16 protein-coding genes and 2 pseudogenes are annotated in these 14,539 nt (G+C 70.3%); 5 read left to right on the top strand and 13 right to left on the bottom strand.

The features are described 5' to 3' along the window. Positions 1 to 66: 66 nt before the first annotated feature. From MKK75_RS22790 to MKK75_RS22780, 3 genes are all read right to left on the bottom strand, one after another. Positions 67 to 1,179: a glycosyltransferase gene (locus MKK75_RS22790; RefSeq protein ID WP_244044792.1), complete on the bottom strand. Its 1,113-nt coding sequence runs from the start codon at positions 1,177 to 1,179 to the stop codon at positions 67 to 69. Beyond that, the gene (locus MKK75_RS22785) at positions 1,176 to 3,452 is read right to left on the bottom strand and encodes a glycosyltransferase (RefSeq protein WP_244044791.1); all 2,277 of its coding nucleotides are present in this window, start codon (positions 3,450 to 3,452) and stop codon (positions 1,176 to 1,178) included. The genes MKK75_RS22790 and MKK75_RS22785 overlap by 4 nt, the downstream gene beginning before the upstream one ends. Positions 3,453 to 3,827: 375 nt before the next feature. Further along, positions 3,828 to 4,547 carry a cytochrome c biogenesis CcdA family protein gene (locus MKK75_RS22780; protein ID WP_244044790.1) on the bottom strand — a complete coding sequence of 240 codons (720 nt, stop codon included), beginning with the start codon at positions 4,545 to 4,547 and terminating at the stop codon, positions 3,828 to 3,830. Positions 4,548 to 4,715: 168 nt separating this feature from the next. Between MKK75_RS22780 and MKK75_RS22775 the strand changes: the two genes are divergently transcribed. The 3 genes from MKK75_RS22775 to MKK75_RS22765 all read left to right on the top strand — a co-directional run bounded on the left by MKK75_RS22775 (position 4,716) and on the right by MKK75_RS22765 (position 5,904). Beyond that, complete coding sequence (locus tag MKK75_RS22775) at positions 4,716 to 5,225, top strand: metallophosphoesterase (RefSeq protein ID WP_244044789.1); 510 nt, start codon at positions 4,716 to 4,718, stop codon at positions 5,223 to 5,225. Between the two features lie 126 nt (positions 5,226 to 5,351). Beyond that, complete coding sequence (locus tag MKK75_RS22770) at positions 5,352 to 5,675, top strand: hypothetical protein (RefSeq protein WP_244044788.1); 324 nt, start codon at positions 5,352 to 5,354, stop codon at positions 5,673 to 5,675. An 88-nt stretch (positions 5,676 to 5,763) separates the two neighbouring features. Then, positions 5,764 to 5,904: a hypothetical protein gene (locus MKK75_RS22765; RefSeq protein WP_244044787.1), complete on the top strand. Its 141-nt coding sequence runs from the start codon at positions 5,764 to 5,766 to the stop codon at positions 5,902 to 5,904. Here MKK75_RS22765 and MKK75_RS22760 read toward each other — a convergent pair whose 3' ends face one another. Beyond that, positions 5,905 to 6,150 carry a hypothetical protein gene (locus MKK75_RS22760; protein WP_244044786.1) on the bottom strand — a complete coding sequence of 82 codons (246 nt, stop codon included), beginning with the start codon at positions 6,148 to 6,150 and terminating at the stop codon, positions 5,905 to 5,907. A 167-nt stretch (positions 6,151 to 6,317) separates the two neighbouring features. On the opposite strand from MKK75_RS22760, the gene flaF reads away from it, so the two are divergent. Next, the gene (gene flaF, locus MKK75_RS22755; protein ID WP_244044785.1) at positions 6,318 to 6,689 is read left to right on the top strand and encodes a flagellar biosynthesis regulator FlaF; all 372 of its coding nucleotides are present in this window, start codon (positions 6,318 to 6,320) and stop codon (positions 6,687 to 6,689) included. A gap of 109 nt (positions 6,690 to 6,798) precedes the next feature. On the opposite strand, the gene MKK75_RS22750 is transcribed toward flaF, so the two are convergent. The 7 genes and pseudogenes from MKK75_RS22750 to MKK75_RS22720 form a co-directional block, all read right to left on the bottom strand. Continuing rightward, positions 6,799 to 7,212, bottom strand: coding sequence for a flagellar biosynthesis repressor FlbT (locus tag MKK75_RS22750; protein WP_244044784.1), 414 nt, complete (start codon positions 7,210 to 7,212; stop codon positions 6,799 to 6,801). Between the two features lie 261 nt (positions 7,213 to 7,473). Next, positions 7,474 to 7,819: pseudogene (locus MKK75_RS36430) on the bottom strand (EamA family transporter); the annotation flags it as partial. 188 nt (positions 7,820 to 8,007) lie between these two features. Further along, entirely contained in the window at positions 8,008 to 8,238 is a 231-nt protein-coding gene (locus MKK75_RS22740) for a hypothetical protein (protein WP_244044783.1), read from the bottom strand. 213 nt (positions 8,239 to 8,451) lie between these two features. Next, a complete protein-coding gene (gene moaD, locus MKK75_RS22735) occupies positions 8,452 to 8,703 on the bottom strand; it encodes a molybdopterin converting factor subunit 1 (RefSeq protein ID WP_244044782.1) in 252 nt (83 codons plus the stop codon). An 11-nt stretch (positions 8,704 to 8,714) separates the two neighbouring features. Then, complete coding sequence (gene pgsA, locus MKK75_RS22730; RefSeq protein ID WP_244044826.1) at positions 8,715 to 9,314, bottom strand: CDP-diacylglycerol--glycerol-3-phosphate 3-phosphatidyltransferase; 600 nt, start codon at positions 9,312 to 9,314, stop codon at positions 8,715 to 8,717. A gap of 73 nt (positions 9,315 to 9,387) precedes the next feature. Then, positions 9,388 to 11,454 (bottom strand): excinuclease ABC subunit UvrC, encoded by a 2,067-nt coding sequence (gene uvrC / locus MKK75_RS22725; protein ID WP_244044781.1) that lies wholly within the window; start codon positions 11,452 to 11,454, stop codon positions 9,388 to 9,390. Between the two features lie 71 nt (positions 11,455 to 11,525). Then, complete coding sequence (locus MKK75_RS22720) at positions 11,526 to 12,242, bottom strand: protein phosphatase CheZ (RefSeq protein ID WP_244044825.1); 717 nt, start codon at positions 12,240 to 12,242, stop codon at positions 11,526 to 11,528. 289 nt (positions 12,243 to 12,531) lie between these two features. On the opposite strand from MKK75_RS22720, the gene MKK75_RS22715 reads away from it, so the two are divergent. Then, entirely contained in the window at positions 12,532 to 13,326 is a 795-nt protein-coding gene (locus MKK75_RS22715; protein WP_244044780.1) for a L,D-transpeptidase, read from the top strand. Between the two features lie 88 nt (positions 13,327 to 13,414). Here the strand turns inward: MKK75_RS22715 and MKK75_RS22710 are convergent, their stop codons facing one another. Together MKK75_RS22710 and MKK75_RS22705 are read right to left on the bottom strand one after the other, a co-directional pair. Further along, entirely contained in the window at positions 13,415 to 14,182 is a 768-nt protein-coding gene (locus MKK75_RS22710) for a DUF2076 domain-containing protein (protein ID WP_244044779.1), read from the bottom strand. Between the two features lie 218 nt (positions 14,183 to 14,400). After that, positions 14,401 to 14,539, bottom strand: a pseudogene (locus MKK75_RS22705) (porin family protein); the annotation flags it as partial.

The raw sequence follows: 14,539 nt of genomic DNA, 5'->3' as shown, positions 1-14,539 counted from the left end.
GAGAGTTAACTGTCACCACTTTAAGGCGAGAAAAGTCGTCGTCCGGTCGCAGACTACGTACGGCGTTCAGGCGGTGGGCTGATCTGACACGATCGTGTTCACGGCATCGTAGGCCGTGGGATCCCCCGCGAGGAAACGGTGGAAGCGTCGACCGTCCTCGCGCGCCGCAGCGTTCCAGCGCTCCACGTTGTCCCGGCTCGCGGCGGCCGCCCGGGCCAGATTGTCACCGGAGAGCCAAGCCTCCAGTCTGCGTGCGGCCGCGTCCGGCGCCTCCGGCCGGATCAGCAGGCCGGATCGGCCCAGAACCTCGCGAAACACCGGATCATCCGGCGCCACCACCGGCAGGCCGCCATGCTGGACCTCCAGCAGCGGCAGCCCGAGCCCCTCGGCCTTCGAGGTCGAGAGCAGCACGTGGCACGACGCCACGAGGCCGCGCAGTTCGGCATCCGACAGATAGCCGTGCCGGTGCAGGAAGGGCGGGGGATCGTCCAGGAAGTCGTGCCGGCCCCAGCCGAGCCGGCCCACGAGGTGCAGCTCCGCCGGCACGCCGGCCCGGATCAGCGCCGCCGTCAGCGCGAGGGCGGCCGGGTAGTTCTTCCGCGGCTCGATGGTCCCGATCGCGAGGAGGCGCAGCGTGTCGCCCGGCCCATAGGGGGGCGGCCCCGGCAGGTCGCCGAGTCCGAAGGTGTCGCGCACCGGCGGCCGCAGCAGCGCCACCCGGGCTCCGGGCGCGCAGATGGCGCGCACGGCCTCGCCCGTGGTCCGGCTGTTGACGAACAGGTTCGGGCACCAGCGCAGGGCGAGGGCGAAGCTCGGGCTCATGTAGAGTCGGCTGCGCAGGCTCAGATCCTCCGGACGGGTGAGGAGGAAGGTGTCGTGCACGTAGAGCAGGCAACGCTCGGCCGCGAGCGCGCAGAGGGGCCCCGGCGGGAAGCCTGGGAACAGGAACAGCGCGTCCCGGTCCCGCAGCGCGCGCAGGGGCAAGGCGAGATGCTGTGCGGCGATCATGCCCGGCAGGGATGCGCTGGTGATCGCCCGGACTGTGTGCGGCGCGAGCTTGTCGGGGGCGAACAGGTCGAGGGTGACCCGCTCGATCCCCGTGACGTGCCTGCGCAGGTGGGTCTGGTCGAGATAGATCAGCCGGGACCGTAAGGCGGACGTGTCGGCTCGCGGCGTCACGGCAGGCTCCGGCGCAGGCGTCCCGCGAGATAGAGGCAGCGGCGCACGAGGAGGGGCATCCGGCGCCCGAGGACCATCTGCTTGGCCCTCCGCACGTAGCGCACGAGGGACCGGGAGGCCGCCGGGACTGTCCCGACCGCGCCGGCCTGCCGGACCGCCGCGAAGGCGAAGTGACCGAGCATCGCGGGTTCGAAGGTGGGCCGCGCCGCCGCGTCCCTCAGCCCGTGCCGCCGGAAGATGGCCTCCAGCGAGAGGGCTGCGGCGGCCGGGCTGTAGCGGCTCTCCAGGGCGATCCGCGCGAAGGCGCCGAGCCGGGCGCGCCCCTCCGGGTCGTCCACCAGCGCCGCCAGGGCTTCGGCCAGGGCGCCGGGCTTTACCGGCACGAGACGGCCCGACACGCCGTCGATCACCGCGGAGGTCAGGCCGGAGGTGCGGTAGGCCAAGGTCGGCACGCCGCACAGGCCGGCCTCGATCGGCGTCTGCCCGAGGGTCTCGTGGCGGCTCGCGGTGGCGTGGAGGTCGCAGGCGCCGTACCATGCGGCGAGGGTCGCCTCGTCGGCGATGAGCCCCGGTGCGAACAGGTTGGCGATACCGAGCTTTGCCGGATCATCGAGCCGGCCGATCGCCACCACGCCCACCCCCGGCCGCGCCACGTCCCGAAGCGCGGCGCGGAGATCGTGAAACCCCTTGTCGGGCCCGTCGACGATCACGGCGGAGATCAGGATGAGCACGTCGTCCGGTGGCAGACCGAGCCGGCGGCGCAAAGCCGCGCGATCGCCGGGACGAAACACGGCGGTCGGAAAGGCGAGCCGGATCGGCTCCGCCGGGGTTCCCGGGGGTGCGAGTTCCCGGGCGCGCGCCAGCGTCCAGTCGGAATTGGCGAGGAGCCACGGACCCGCGGGGCCGGCCAGAGCAGCACGCTTCCGAGCGTGCATCCCGGCGATCCGACGGGGGGCGAGCTGCGGATATTCGTCCGGCCCGGGGCAGGCCGCGTCGCAGCCGATCGCGGCGCGCCGGCAATCCCGGGGGTGGGCGCATCGGCCGGTCAGGGGGAAAAGATCGTGCAGCACCAAGGCGACCGGACCGCGCCGGCGTAGGCGGTCGACCACGTCGAGGCTGCGGGTCGCGCCGTGCAGGTTGCCGGCGAGGACGAGGTCGGGGGCGGCGGATGCGATCACCGCCTCGGCCTGGGGGAAGCTGTCGGCCCACTCGGCCGCCTCGGGGCGGTCGCTCAGCGCGACCGGGGTGAGGTGATGGCCCGCGAGGGCGAGCGCCTCGGCGAGCCGCCGCTGCGCCACGCCGGCTCCACCCTGTGTGCCCGTCCCGGTGAGCGAGACGATGGACAGGCCCTGTGACGGCGTCAGGGCCCCCGCCTGCCGGTGCAGCAGCACCGGGCGGCCGATGGTCCGGCGGTCGTCCTCCGGGATCGCCGACCATGCCGCGGCGGCGTCGAACGTCCCGTCGGCGCCGATCAGGGCTGCCGCGCCGAGGCTCCCGCGTGCCCAGAGCACCGCGCTGCCCGTGACGGCGGACGCCCCCGAGAAGGCTGGGCTGTCGAGGCCGCGGACCGCCGTGTCGAACAGGACGCGCAGGCCCGCCACCGCGGCGGCCCCCGTCAGCGCCGCCTCCAGCGCCAGGGCGGTCAACGCGCCGGGGGCGAGGAGATCGCCGGCATCGAGCCAGAGCAGGTGATCGACGGCATGATCGTCCAGGATCCGCGCGACGGCTGAATGCGCCTCGCCGGGCGCGACGAGATCGTGCCGGAATCCGGAGTAATCCTGGCGCAGGACCGACGCGACGGTCTCGCCGAGCCCCGTTTCGGACCGCACCACGGTCACGATGCGGATCCGGGGCCACGGCCGCCCGTCGGGCAGCGACCTGGGCCGGGCCGGGCTGGTCACGGCCGGACCGAACGGCCAGCCGACGATGCCGTGTGCCGGCGGCGATGGGACGGAGGCGTCGGTCAAGGTAGCTCGGGCGGCGCAGGCATCGTGTGCGGCTACACCCTGGACGCGAAAGTTGAAGATTGCCTCTCGCGGATCGGCCCTGATCAAGGCGTCCGGCCGTCCACGCGGGTTCGCGGGGGCCGCCGCCCTGCGGCCGATCCGGGCGGCGGCCGGATGACCGCCGTCGCGGATGCGGGCCGGGATGGCCTCCACCCGGTCGGCCGCACAGGTGACCGGCAGGCCGCCGGAGGTCTGCGGATCGAAGGGCAGGTGGCGGCGCCACTCCAGGCGATCGACGGGCAGGTCGACCGCCTCGCCGACGCTCAAGTCCTCGGGCGGTCGCAGGTTTTCATCGCAAGACCGGTGACCGCTTCCGCGAAACCTGCTGAGCGCTGCCGCCCGCGGCGGAAGCGGCTGAGCATCGGCCGCGTTTCGGCCGAAAGCGACCGTATCGTTTACCAACGGGATGAAGAAGTCCGTGGTGGCGCACACGCTTGCGCCGTCGTCGAGTTTCAGAACGCCGCATCGTCCGATGTCTCGTTGCCGATGGGCCGACGCGCGAATGGCGCGGCGGCCGGCTGCGATGCTAAAAGCTGGCGCAAGACCGCCGGATCGAGCGTGCAGCCGCCGGCCTGGGCGAGGCTTCATCGGCGGGCGGCTTCGGTCACGGCTGGTCCCCGGTCCGAATGACGCTGGCTCTCGTCAGTAGCGCGTCGTCACCGTGGTGAGCCAGTCCGGCGAGGCCGCCACGATGGCGGTCTCCGCGTGCTTGTCGAGCCCGGTCAGCACCAGCAGGCCCAGCGCGATCAGCAGGGCGCCCAGGCCGGCCTTCGCGGTCCGGCCGGCCGCCGCAAGGCCGCCACGCCAGCGCATCAGCGCCTCGCGGGAGGCGAAACCCAGCAGCATCAGGGGCAGGGCGGCGCCGATCCCGAAGGCCAGCATCGTCAGCGCGACGCCGCCGAGATGCTCGCCGCGGGCCGCCATCAGCGAGGCGGCCCCGAGGGTCGGCCCGACGCAGGGGCCCCACGCTGCCCCGAGCAGCAGACCCACGGCGAACTGTCCGGAGAGGCCGCCCGGCCCGACGCCGCCGAAGCGGGTCTCGGCCCAGGCAGCCACAGGACCGGCCGCGGTCGCGACCCGGGCCTGAAGCCGCGGCAGCATCAGCACCAGCCCGACGACGACCATCAGGATCGCGCCGGCCGAGCGGAACACGTCGCCATCGAGGCCGATGGCGAAGCCCAGGGTCGCCACGAACAGGCCGATGGCCGTGAAGGCGATCGCCAGCCCCGCCGCCAGGGCCAGCGGGCCGAGCCGATGCTCCGCCGCCGCCGTCCCGAGGACGATCGGCACCAGTGGCAGCACGCAGGGCGACAGCACCGACAGCAGCCCGGCCAGGAACGCGAAAGTCACCGTTCCGAGCATCGCCCGGGTCCTCCCCGACATCATCCAGGGTGCGCAGGCTTCGTCGCCGTTGGGTGCGCCGTCAACGCGCCCGCACGTCACGGCTTCGTGGGAACCACGCCGCCCGCCCGGCGCTTCGGCGCCCATCCGGGTTGCGGACCGCATCCCGGCCATACGCGGAGCCGAACGGTGACCATCTTCTTCACGGGCGACACGCATTTCGGCGATCCGCGGGCGCTGCGCTTCGATCACAGGCCCTATCCGGACCTCGACGCCCACGATGCCGGCCTGATCGCGGCCTGGAACGACGTGGTGACGCCCGGCGACACCGTCTGGCACCTCGGCGACTTCGCCCTCGGCCCGAGCGGTGCGCGGATCCGCGAGATCCTCGATGGCCTCCACGGCGAGAAGCATCTGATCGTCGGCAACAATGACGGACCCGACACCCTTGCGGCGCCTGGCTGGGCCTCGGTGCGCCACTACGCGGAATTCGCCGTCGAGGACCGGATGGTGGTGCTCTGCCACTACGCGTTCCGCACCTGGAACGGCATGAGCAAAGGCGCCCTCAACCTGCACGGGCACAGCCACGGCAAGCTCAAGCCGATGCCCAAGCAATACGATGTCGGGGTCGATCCGATGGGCCCGGCGCCGGTGGCGCTCCCCGCAATCCTCACCTCGCGCTTGCGGGGGAAGCGCTGATTTCGGCCGGAACCTTCACCACAGCTTCACCGTTTTTGCCCACAGAGACGGGGTGGTCCTGCGCTGCCCCGGAAATCCCGGCGGTGCCCGTTCGGCCTGCCCAGCAACGCGTGCGTGAGTGTCATCGTGAGAGCCAGTTCGGCTACTCTTCTTCGCTGCCTCGCCGGCCCGCTGGCGGGCCTCGCCCTGACCTCCTCGGCCCTGGCCCTTCCGGCCTGCCTGGAGGCCCAGCGCAAGGTCGATGAGGCGAACGCCCTGCGCTTCCAGGCTCGCCAGGAGGCGCGGCTCGGCAACCACGATCGTGTCTGCGACACGCTCGACGAAGTCGGCGACCGCTACGACGACGCCCGCGACGCATTCGAGCAATGCGGCGAAGGCGTCGTTGCGATCGACCTACGGAGCGAGCTGCGCGGCCTGCGGATCGCCAAGAAAATCAATCGCTGCGACTGAGCGGGTGCGTCCCCGCACTTCGAGCCGCCCGTTCCAGCAGCAACGTCCCGTCATGCGCGACGCAGGTCGCCTACAAGGTATTGCGCCGATGACCCCCGTCGCCCTGTCGTCCGAGATCGAGTCGCCCGCCGCCGTGCGGACCGGTCCGTCCTTCGCCGCCGCGCTGTGCGGCTTCGTCAGCACCACCGTCGCGACGACGATGCTCTTGGTGTTGATCGGCGCCCTCTGATCAGGGTGAGACCGACCAGAAACGCTGGCGGTTGAACAGGATCTCCTGCGCGCTGCTCTTCGAAGCCGTGTCCTGGCGTCGGCCGCATTCCGGCTCCGGCGCCCGCGGTGCCGCCGCCAGGGCGATGGGCGCCGCGGCCGGCTTCAGACCGAGGCGGGCCTGAACCTCCGGATGCCGCGCTGCCGCGATCGTCACGACGCAGGCGATGAGGCCGCCGGCGACGGTTCCGAGAAAGAAATTCAACATCGTCGGCGTGATCCGGGGTCGGCTTCTTTGGCTGCATCGCGTGGTCGTTGTCCAACCCGGCGTTATCATGGCCGATCCGCCGCTCACGCAGTCTTAACCCCTGATCTGCGACAGCTATGGGCAAGCCTGCCCTGTCGGCAGAACTGATTCCGGGGTCCGCACCGCTGATGAACACCGCTGCCAATGCTTACGCTAGAACCGCCCACAGCGCGCTGACGCCCCGCGAAGCCGAATCCCAGCTTCTGTTGAGGGCCGCTCAGCGCCTGATCGGCGCCGGTCAAGCGCTCGCCGCGGGGGAAGACGCCCGCCTCAACGAGGCGTTGACCTACAACCAGCGTGTCTGGACCCTGCTGAGCTCCGAGGCCACCGCCGATCAGAGCCCGCTTCCCGGCGACGTGAAGCAGGGCGTCGGGCGGCTCGGCGCGTTCGTGCTCCACAGCTGCCTCGACACGATGATCGCTCCGACGCCGGAGAAGATCGCCGCTTTGGTCTCGATCAACAACCACGTGGCCGCCGGCCTGCAGGGCAATCCCGGCTGAGCCGGGATGGAGCGCTCGTCGCCGAAGCGGAGACCGGTTCGGCGTCAAAGCGCGCGTTGAAACACAGGCTCGGAGCCGTGCCCGATCGTGCCGCGGTCGGGCGCGGACTTTAAGGAGCGTCCGCGGTCACCGGATGTTCGGTCACGGGAATCCGGTTGGCGCTCTCCCACTCGACGAGTTTGCGGCTCAGCTTGAGCGCCCGGTAGTATTCGCCGGCCTCGACCTGTTCGGCCATCGCGGCGACCTGCGTCGCGGCCTCCGGCGCCTGCCGGATCAGGTCGGTGGCTTGGCGGAAGAACAGGTCGATGCCCTGCGCGGGATCGTCCGCGAGGTAGATCACCGTCAGCGTCAGATGGAGTTGCTTGCAGGCCGTATCGGCCTCGCTCTCCGTGATGATCTCGCTCTCGCGCAGGAACTTGCACTGGGTCTCGATCAGGAAGGTCGAGCGGCGCTCCCCGTTGCGCAGCAGGGCGCCGTTGATGATCAGCCGCTCGTAGGGCTTGAGTTCCAGACGCAGGGGCATCGCGCTGTCCTTTCTGGAGCGCCAAACCGCCGAGGCCGCACGGAACCCGGCGGGCGGGCGTCGAAGCTGGGGCCCGGGCCTCTCCCGTGCGGGAGCGGCTCGGGGTGAAACCCCTTTCTGATTCGCCAATCGTTAACGATTCGCTAAGGTTCGGCGCGATCGGCCACAGCTATTTCGAGGATGCCGGCCGGGGCTGATCGCGCGCAGCGCCACGCCGGCTGAGGGATTCGAGGACGCGCCCGTCGATCGCCGCCAGACCGCCCGCGATCCGGTCATCCGTTCGTCTGCGGTCGCCAGATGGGCGATCACGACGGTGGACAGCGGGGTCGTGGCGTTGAGGAACGCGGCGAGCCCGGAGGCGATCTGCGTCTGCCCCCAGACGACGAGCCTGAACGGCACGGCGTCGGTCAGGAGCCCCGTGCCGAGGAAGGCCAGCCAGACCGCACGGTCGCGCGGGAGGCGGGTTCCGTTCCGCACGAGAACGGGGTTGAGGACGAGGGCGGCGTGTCCGCGAGCGCGATGCGGGTGAAGAAGAACGACCCGCCCAAAGGATCGAGAGGCCGACGCGCATCGCCCATTCGGATGCCGTCATCCTCTGCGTGTCCATTGCCGCCACGGCGACTCTCCGATCGGTTCGGAGCCGAGTCGAGCCGCGGCCGTCCAGGGCCGCCACACGCTTCTTGCTTCCAAACCCTGTCGAAGGTTCTGTCGAGTCCTGCCGCGATGGCGGAGTGATCCTCTCGCGGTCTCAACCTGAGGCGCCGGGCGGAAGCCGCTCCGGCGCCGCGCCGTATCTCAGTCGCACGATTCCTTCTTGACCGTCTTGGAGTCGCCCATGTCGTTCTCCTTGTGCACCGTCTTGGTGGTGCAGCCGTCGCCGTGCTCGTGGATGGTGACGGACTTCGACTCGGCGGCGGGACGGTCGACCACGACGGCGGGCCGGTCGCGTTCGATGACCGTGGTCTGAGCCCGCGCGGAGGCGCAGACACTCAACAGGGCGGCGGTGGCAAGCAGTGCGGTGCGCATTCTGGGGCTCCAGTACCGGAATTCGGCACCCAGTAACGGCAATCCCAACTTAAGCGTTCCGCTCTTCCGAGAGCCCCTGAAACGGACCGAACCCGTAAGGAACTTGGCTCGGTCCGCGCGCCGTTCGGCATGAGGGACAGCCGGAGCGACCGCCCCATTGAGGCCGGCGCCGAGTCTGGCGCAAGTCCGGGGAACTACCTGCGCCGATAACGCTCAGCCACCCGTCATGGGCGGGAAGAACGCGATCTCGCGCGCGCCCGCGATCGCCGCATCCGGCTTGGCGTGGACCCGATCGATCGCGGCGCGCACCACGCCGGGATCCGCGAAGGCGTGGAGGTACTCCTCGCCGCGACCCCGCAGCCAGGTCACCAGATCGGCCACGGTGGCGACCGTAGCCGGCGGCGTCAGCTCCTCCTCGGGGCGGCCGATCCGCTCGCGGACCCAGGCGAAATAGACGAGCTTCATCGGATCACATCTCAGCGCGGATCATCGATGACGTGCTTGATCCCGGCCCGCATGTAGTCCCAGCCGGTCCAGATCGTCAGCGCGGCGGCGAGCCACAGCAGCGCGAGGCCGATCCGCTCCGTGCCGGGCAGAACCGTTTCGCCGGCCGGGCCGGCCACGAGGAAGCCCAGGGCGACGAGCTGCACGGTCGTCTTCCACTTGGCGATCTTGCTCACCGGCACGCCGACCTTCAGCTCGGCCAGATATTCCCGCAGCCCTGAGACCAGCACCTCCCGGCACAGGATCACGATCGCCGCCCAGATGTTGGACCCGACGATCGTGTGGTCGGCCGCCAGCATCAGCAGGCAGGCCGAGACCAGCAGCTTGTCGGCGATTGGATCGAGCATACGGCCGAGCGCCGAACTCTGGTGGTAGGTGCGCGCGACATACCCGTCCAGGTAATCGGTGATCGCGGCCACCACGAACACCCCCAGCGCCGTCCACCGGGCGGTGTGGGAGTCGGGCCAGAACAGCAGCGCGACCATCACCGGCACCGCGACGAGGCGCCCGTAGGTCAGGCAGTTCGCGAGCGTCCAGGCCGGCGACCGTCGTCGGGGAAGGACGGCGTTCATCGCCGCGGTGAAATCAGAGCGCGGCGCGGGCGTCAACGCCTCGGTGTCCGGCTCAGGCATGGCGGCGGGACTCTCAGGTGCCGGCATGGAAGAAGTCGTAGACCGCCCGCGCGGTGGCGGCGTTCACGCCCGGGGTCTTGGCCAGATCCTCGAAGGCGGCGCGCTCGATCGCCTTCACGGTTCCGAAATGGTGTAGCAGGGCACGCTTGCGGCTGGGCCCGATGCCGGCGATCTCGTCCAGGGGATTCTTCACCATCTCTCGCTTGCGCTTGGCCCGGTGGCTGCCGATGGCGAAGCGGTGGGCCTCGTCGCGGAGTCGCTGCACGAAGTAGAGCGTCGGATCGCGCGGCGGAAGCTTGAAAGGCGGCCGGCCGGGGACGAAAAACGTCTCGCGTCCGGCATCCCGGTCGCGGCCCTTGGCGATGCCGATCAGGGGCACCTCGGTCACGCCGACCGCGTCGAGGGCCGCCCGGGCGGCGTCGAGCTGGCCCTTGCCGCCGTCGATGAGCACGAGATCCGGCCAGGCCGGGAAGACTTCGCTCTCCTCGGCCGCGGCCGGGACCGGTTCCGGCGCGCCGCCCTCGGCGGCCGCGACCGCCGCCTCCCGCTCGGTGCGCGGCGCCTCCTTCACCAGGCGCTTGAAGCGGCGCTGCAGCACCTCGCGCATCATGCCGTAATCGTCCCCCGGCGTGAGCTCCTCGTTCTTGATGTTGAACGTACGGTAATGCGTCTTCATGAAGCCCGTGGGACCGGCGACGATCATGCCGCCGACCGCGTTCGTGCCCATGATGTGCGAGTTGTCGTAGACCTCGATCCGGCGCGGGGCCCTCTCCATGCCGAAGGCCTGGCCGAGCGCCGCGAGCAGCTTGCCCTGCGAGGCCGTGTCGGCGAGGCGCCGGGCCAGCGCCTCCTTGGCGTTGCGCTGGGCGTAGTCGACGAGGTTCTTCCGCTCGCCCCGGCTCGGCCGGTGGATCTCGACGCGGTGATCGACCCGGCTCGACAGGGCCGCGGCAACCAGCTCGGCATCCTCGATCGCGTGGCTGGTCAGGACCGTGCGCGGCGCCGGCTTGTCGTCGTAGAACTGGCCGATGAACGAGCCCAGCACCTCGTCGGCCGTCATGGACCGGTCGGCCTTCGGGAAGTAGGCCCGGTTGCCCCAGTTCTGGAAGTTCCGGAAGAAGAACACCTCGATGCAGAACTGGCCGGCCTGCTCGTCGAGGGCGAACACGTCGGCCTCCTCGACGCCCTGGGTGTTGACGCCCTGCACCCCCTGGATCGCCGAGAGGGCGGCGATCCGGTCCCGGTAGCGGGCGGCGCGCTCGAACTCCATGGCCTCCGAGGCCGCCTGCATCTCGGACCGCATCCGGTCCTTCACGGCGTTCGACTTGCCGGCCAGGAACGCCCGCGCCGAATCCGCCATGGCGGCGTAGTCGTTAGGCGCGATCTCGCCGGTGCAGGGGCCGGAGCAGCGCTTGATCTGATAGAGCAGACAGGGCCGGGTGCGGTTCTCGTAATAGCTGTCGGTGCAGGTGCGCAGCAGGAAGGCGCGCTGCAGGGCGTTCACCGTCCGGTTGACCGCCCAGACGCTGGCGAAGGGGCCGTAGTAATTGCCCTTCCGGCGCCGGGCGCCGCGATGCTTCACGATCTGCGGGGCGGGGCCGTCTTCGGTCACCAGGATGTAGGGGAACGACTTGTCGTCCCGCATCAGCACGTTGAAGCGGGGCTTCAGCTGCTTGATCAGGTTGGCTTCGAGGAGAAGCGCCTCGGTCTCGGTCGCGGTGGTGACGAACTCCATCGCCGCCGTCTGCGAGATCATCCGGGCGATGCGGTTCGAATGCGCCTGACCGCGGGCATAGGAGCCGACCCGCGCCTTCAGGTTCTTGGCCTTGCCGACGTAGAGGACGTCGCCGCGATGGTCGAACATCCGGTAGACGCCGGGTGAGCCCGGCAGCGTCGACCAGAAGCGGCGGATCACCTCGGTGCCCGCCTCGACGGCGCCCGGCTCGAAGTCGAAATCGATCTCGGCCGCCGTGTCGTCCGGCAGCGGAGCCTCGGTCTCGTCGGCGGGCTCGTCCCGCTCGGCGTCGCGGCCGTCGTCGAACGTATCGGGGGGCAGGTCTGAGAGGGCTCTGCGGCTCATCCCGCAGATCTAAGCCTTCCCGCCCCCGAGGGGGACCGGGGCGGACGACAAAAATCGTCGCGCCGAACGACTCAGTCGAACAGCGAATCGATGTCGCTCTGGTCGACGTGGCCGATATCGTGGTCGAGCTTCGGTCCGTTGAGCAGGCTGCTCTCGTCGTCGAGCGCGCTCGGCGCCGTCGGCATGACGGCGATCAGCTCCTTGAAGCTGTCCAGCTCCGACCACGTGGTGATCAGCTTGTCGAGGTGCTCCTCGATGAACTTCATCACGCCGACGATCTTGTTGATTCGCTGCCCGGTCAGGTCCTGGAAGTTGCAGGCTTCGTAGGCCGTGATCACCCGTTCGAGGATGACGTCGACGTACTGCTTCATCCCCGGCGGCAGCATCGCCGCGTTGAGCATGCCGGCGTGGCTCTCGATCTCCTCGACCGCGCCGAGGAGCTGCGTCGTGGCCCGCTCGGTCGAATCGACCACCGCGTCGAGTTCGTCGGCCGCCCGGCGCATGCCCTTGCCGGTGTTCTCGGTCCGGTGCAGGGTGGCCAGCTCCGTCTTGGTACGGGTGATGGCCTCCTTCATCACGTCGAGCTCGGAGCGCATCGCCAGCGCGTCGTGCAGATCGCGCCGGCAGGCCTCGATGGTTTCGCTCGCGCTCATCTGCGTGACGCGGCGCAGCTCCTGAATGGCGGAGAAGATATCTTCCAGCCGCTCGTTCGACGCTGGAACGGCCAAAGGCGAGAGCGCTGCGGGAAGCCCGAGGCTGTCTTCGATGCGGTAGCGCTTCTGAGTCATCATCCGGGGCGTCGACGTTCGGGGTGCCTGTCCGCGATTGTCTAACATATCGGTTGACGGACTGTGACTGCCAAGCTTGCCCTAGGGCGCTCGGAGCGTGCCCGGGCGGTCCGGTTTCTCGCGGGCGCGGCAACGCGGCCACTTTACCGCGGATTCACGCTGTCTTTCGCCGATCGGGGAGGGAGCGGCCGCGCGATCGGATTCACCACGTTCGTTTACCTGATTCGGTGGGCATCGGTCCGATCGTTCCGGAGCCGGGGCCGACGTCCCGGTTCGGGAGCAGGCTGCGATGCGGGGTTCAATCCGACTGGGTCTCTGGGCGGCGACGGCTGTCGCGCTCTGGTGTGTGCCCGCACAGGCGCAGCAGGCGCGCTACAGCGAGGGCGGGTATGGTGGCGGCCTGATCGAGTATCTCGTCGCCGGCAACGCCGGACGCGATGGCCGGAGCTGGCCGCAGCGCTCCGTGCAGCCGCAACGCGTCATGGCTCCGCAGCGCGTCGAGGCCTATACCGGCGAGCTGCTGCCCGCCGAGCCGGAGCCCGTGCGGGCCTACGCAGCGCCGTCGCAAGTCTACGGGGCACCACAGGCGGCCGCCTACGGCGCGGCTCAGGCTGATACCGGCCGCATCGCCCGCACGGTGTCACCCGAGTATCAGCGCCAGGAGGTGGCATTCACGGGCCGGCAGAAGCCCGGGACCATCGTGATCGACACCACCGGCAAGCATCTCTACCTCGTGCAGGCCGGCCAGCGCGCCCTCCGCTACGGCATCGGGGTCGGTCGCCCGGGCTTCGCCTGGAGCGGTCTCAAGACCGTCAGCCGCAAGGCCGAGTGGCCGGACTGGACGCCACCGCCCGAGATGCTGGCCCGCCGCCCGGACCTGCCGCGCCACATGGCGGGCGGGCCGGCGAATCCCCTCGGTGCGCGGGCCCTGTACCTCGGCTCGTCGCTCTACCGGATCCACGGGACGAATGAGCCGGGTACGATCGGCCAGTCGGTCTCGTCGGGCTGTATCCGGATGATGAACGACGACGTGGTGGATCTCTACGAGCGCGTTCCGGTGGGTACGCGCGTCGAGGTTCTCTGACGTCAGGCTGGCGGCCGCCGAGGGCGCCGGGAACTGGAACGACCCGGCCGCGCCTGCGCGCGCGGCCGGGCCTCATACGATCGGCCGGTCAGGTCCAGTCGCTGTCGTCGCCGCCGCCCATGTCGCCGCCGAGATCGCCGCCCGGATCGCTGAAGCCCGCATCCTGGAAGTCGCCGCCGCCTCCGCCGCCGTCGAGGGCCGAGCCGAGATCCTGGTTGCCGCCGTCACCGTAATAGTTGTTGACGACCGTTTCGCCGCCGCCGCCCGTGAGGCCGGCCGCCGCGGCGCTGCCGAGGCTCGAATGACCGCCCGCGAAGGCGTTCGAGAGGGCACTGCCGAGCAGCATGCCGCCCGCCGCGCCGGCCGCCATCGGAAGCGCGGAGGCGAGGAAGCCGCCGCCACGCGCCGGAGCCTGTGGCTGGCCGCCCCAGGGACCGCCCTGCTGCTGCGGATAGCTCGGCTGCGGATAGCTTTGCTGCGGGTATCCCTGCTGCGGGTAGCCCTGCGGAGGCGCACCCGCATTGCCCCAGGGCTGCCCGGCCGGGCGCTGCTGCGCGTAGCCCGGCTGCGGTTCCTGACGCGGGCTGCCGCCGCCGAAGATGCTCGAAAGGAAGCCACCGCCCCCGGAGGACTGAGCCTGCGCGCCCTGGCTGCGTGCTTGTTCCAGCTGCTGGTTCAGGCTCTTGATCGCCTCTTCCTGCACGTAGATCAGCTGCGCCATCGCGTAGGGTGCGTAGGGCTGGGCGCGGATCTTGTCGGCGATGAAGCGCTCGGCCTCCGCATCGCGGGGCTGAGACTGGGCCTTCTCTAGACGCTGGAAGATGCCCGAGATGACGTCGCGTTCTTCGCTGTTCATGGAGTCGTCCTCCTCGAAACGTAACCCGCGGGCCCGAACGCGCCGCATGGCTGACACGACATGGGTGCGCGGCGACGCTTTGTCAGGGGCCGGTGCGAAATCTTCATTCGATCGCGCCGAAACGCGAGAAGCCCGGCTCGTGAGCCGGGCTTCCTGACTGTGCGATCCGCGAAGGTCGCGATCGGCCAGCGCGTGCGGAGACGCGCTGGCGCTCGGTCTCAGTACGAACCGAACTTGTAGTTCAGGCCGGCGCGGACGACGGCGAACTCGTCGGCGCGGCGTCCGATCGGGCTGGAATAGGCGGGGACGAGGTTTGCGGCGTTGACGACCAGGACACCCTGGTTGCGGGTGTTGCGG

Origin of the sequence: Methylobacterium sp. J-030 (genome assembly GCF_022829545.1) — a bacterium.
GTDB lineage: Bacteria > Pseudomonadota > Alphaproteobacteria > Rhizobiales > Beijerinckiaceae > Methylobacterium.
This window is presented reverse-complemented; position numbering and strand designations above follow the sequence as displayed.

Bases quoted from the DNA above. Each gene is read 5' to 3' on its own strand.
- MKK75_RS22780 (WP_244044790.1), bottom strand. From the start codon at position 4,547: ATGCTCGGAACGGTGACTTTCGCGTTCCTGGCCGGGCTGCTGTCGGTG.
- MKK75_RS22765 (WP_244044787.1), top strand. From the start codon at position 5,764: ATGACCCCCGTCGCCCTGTCGTCCGAGATCGAGTCGCCCGCCGCCGTG.
- MKK75_RS22760 (WP_244044786.1), bottom strand. From the start codon at position 6,150: ATGTTGAATTTCTTTCTCGGAACCGTCGCCGGCGGCCTCATCGCCTGC.
- flaF (WP_244044785.1), top strand. From the start codon at position 6,318: ATGAACACCGCTGCCAATGCTTACGCTAGAACCGCCCACAGCGCGCTG.
- MKK75_RS22750 (WP_244044784.1), bottom strand. From the start codon at position 7,212: ATGCCCCTGCGTCTGGAACTCAAGCCCTACGAGCGGCTGATCATCAAC.
- MKK75_RS22740 (WP_244044783.1), bottom strand. From the start codon at position 8,238: ATGCGCACCGCACTGCTTGCCACCGCCGCCCTGTTGAGTGTCTGCGCC.
- moaD (WP_244044782.1), bottom strand. From the start codon at position 8,703: ATGAAGCTCGTCTATTTCGCCTGGGTCCGCGAGCGGATCGGCCGCCCC.
- pgsA (WP_244044826.1), bottom strand. From the start codon at position 9,314: ATGAACGCCGTCCTTCCCCGACGACGGTCGCCGGCCTGGACGCTCGCG.
- uvrC (WP_244044781.1), bottom strand. From the start codon at position 11,454: ATGAGCCGCAGAGCCCTCTCAGACCTGCCCCCCGATACGTTCGACGAC.
- MKK75_RS22720 (WP_244044825.1), bottom strand. From the start codon at position 12,242: ATGACTCAGAAGCGCTACCGCATCGAAGACAGCCTCGGGCTTCCCGCA.
- MKK75_RS22715 (WP_244044780.1), top strand. From the start codon at position 12,532: ATGCGGGGTTCAATCCGACTGGGTCTCTGGGCGGCGACGGCTGTCGCG.
- MKK75_RS22710 (WP_244044779.1), bottom strand. From the start codon at position 14,182: ATGAACAGCGAAGAACGCGACGTCATCTCGGGCATCTTCCAGCGTCTA.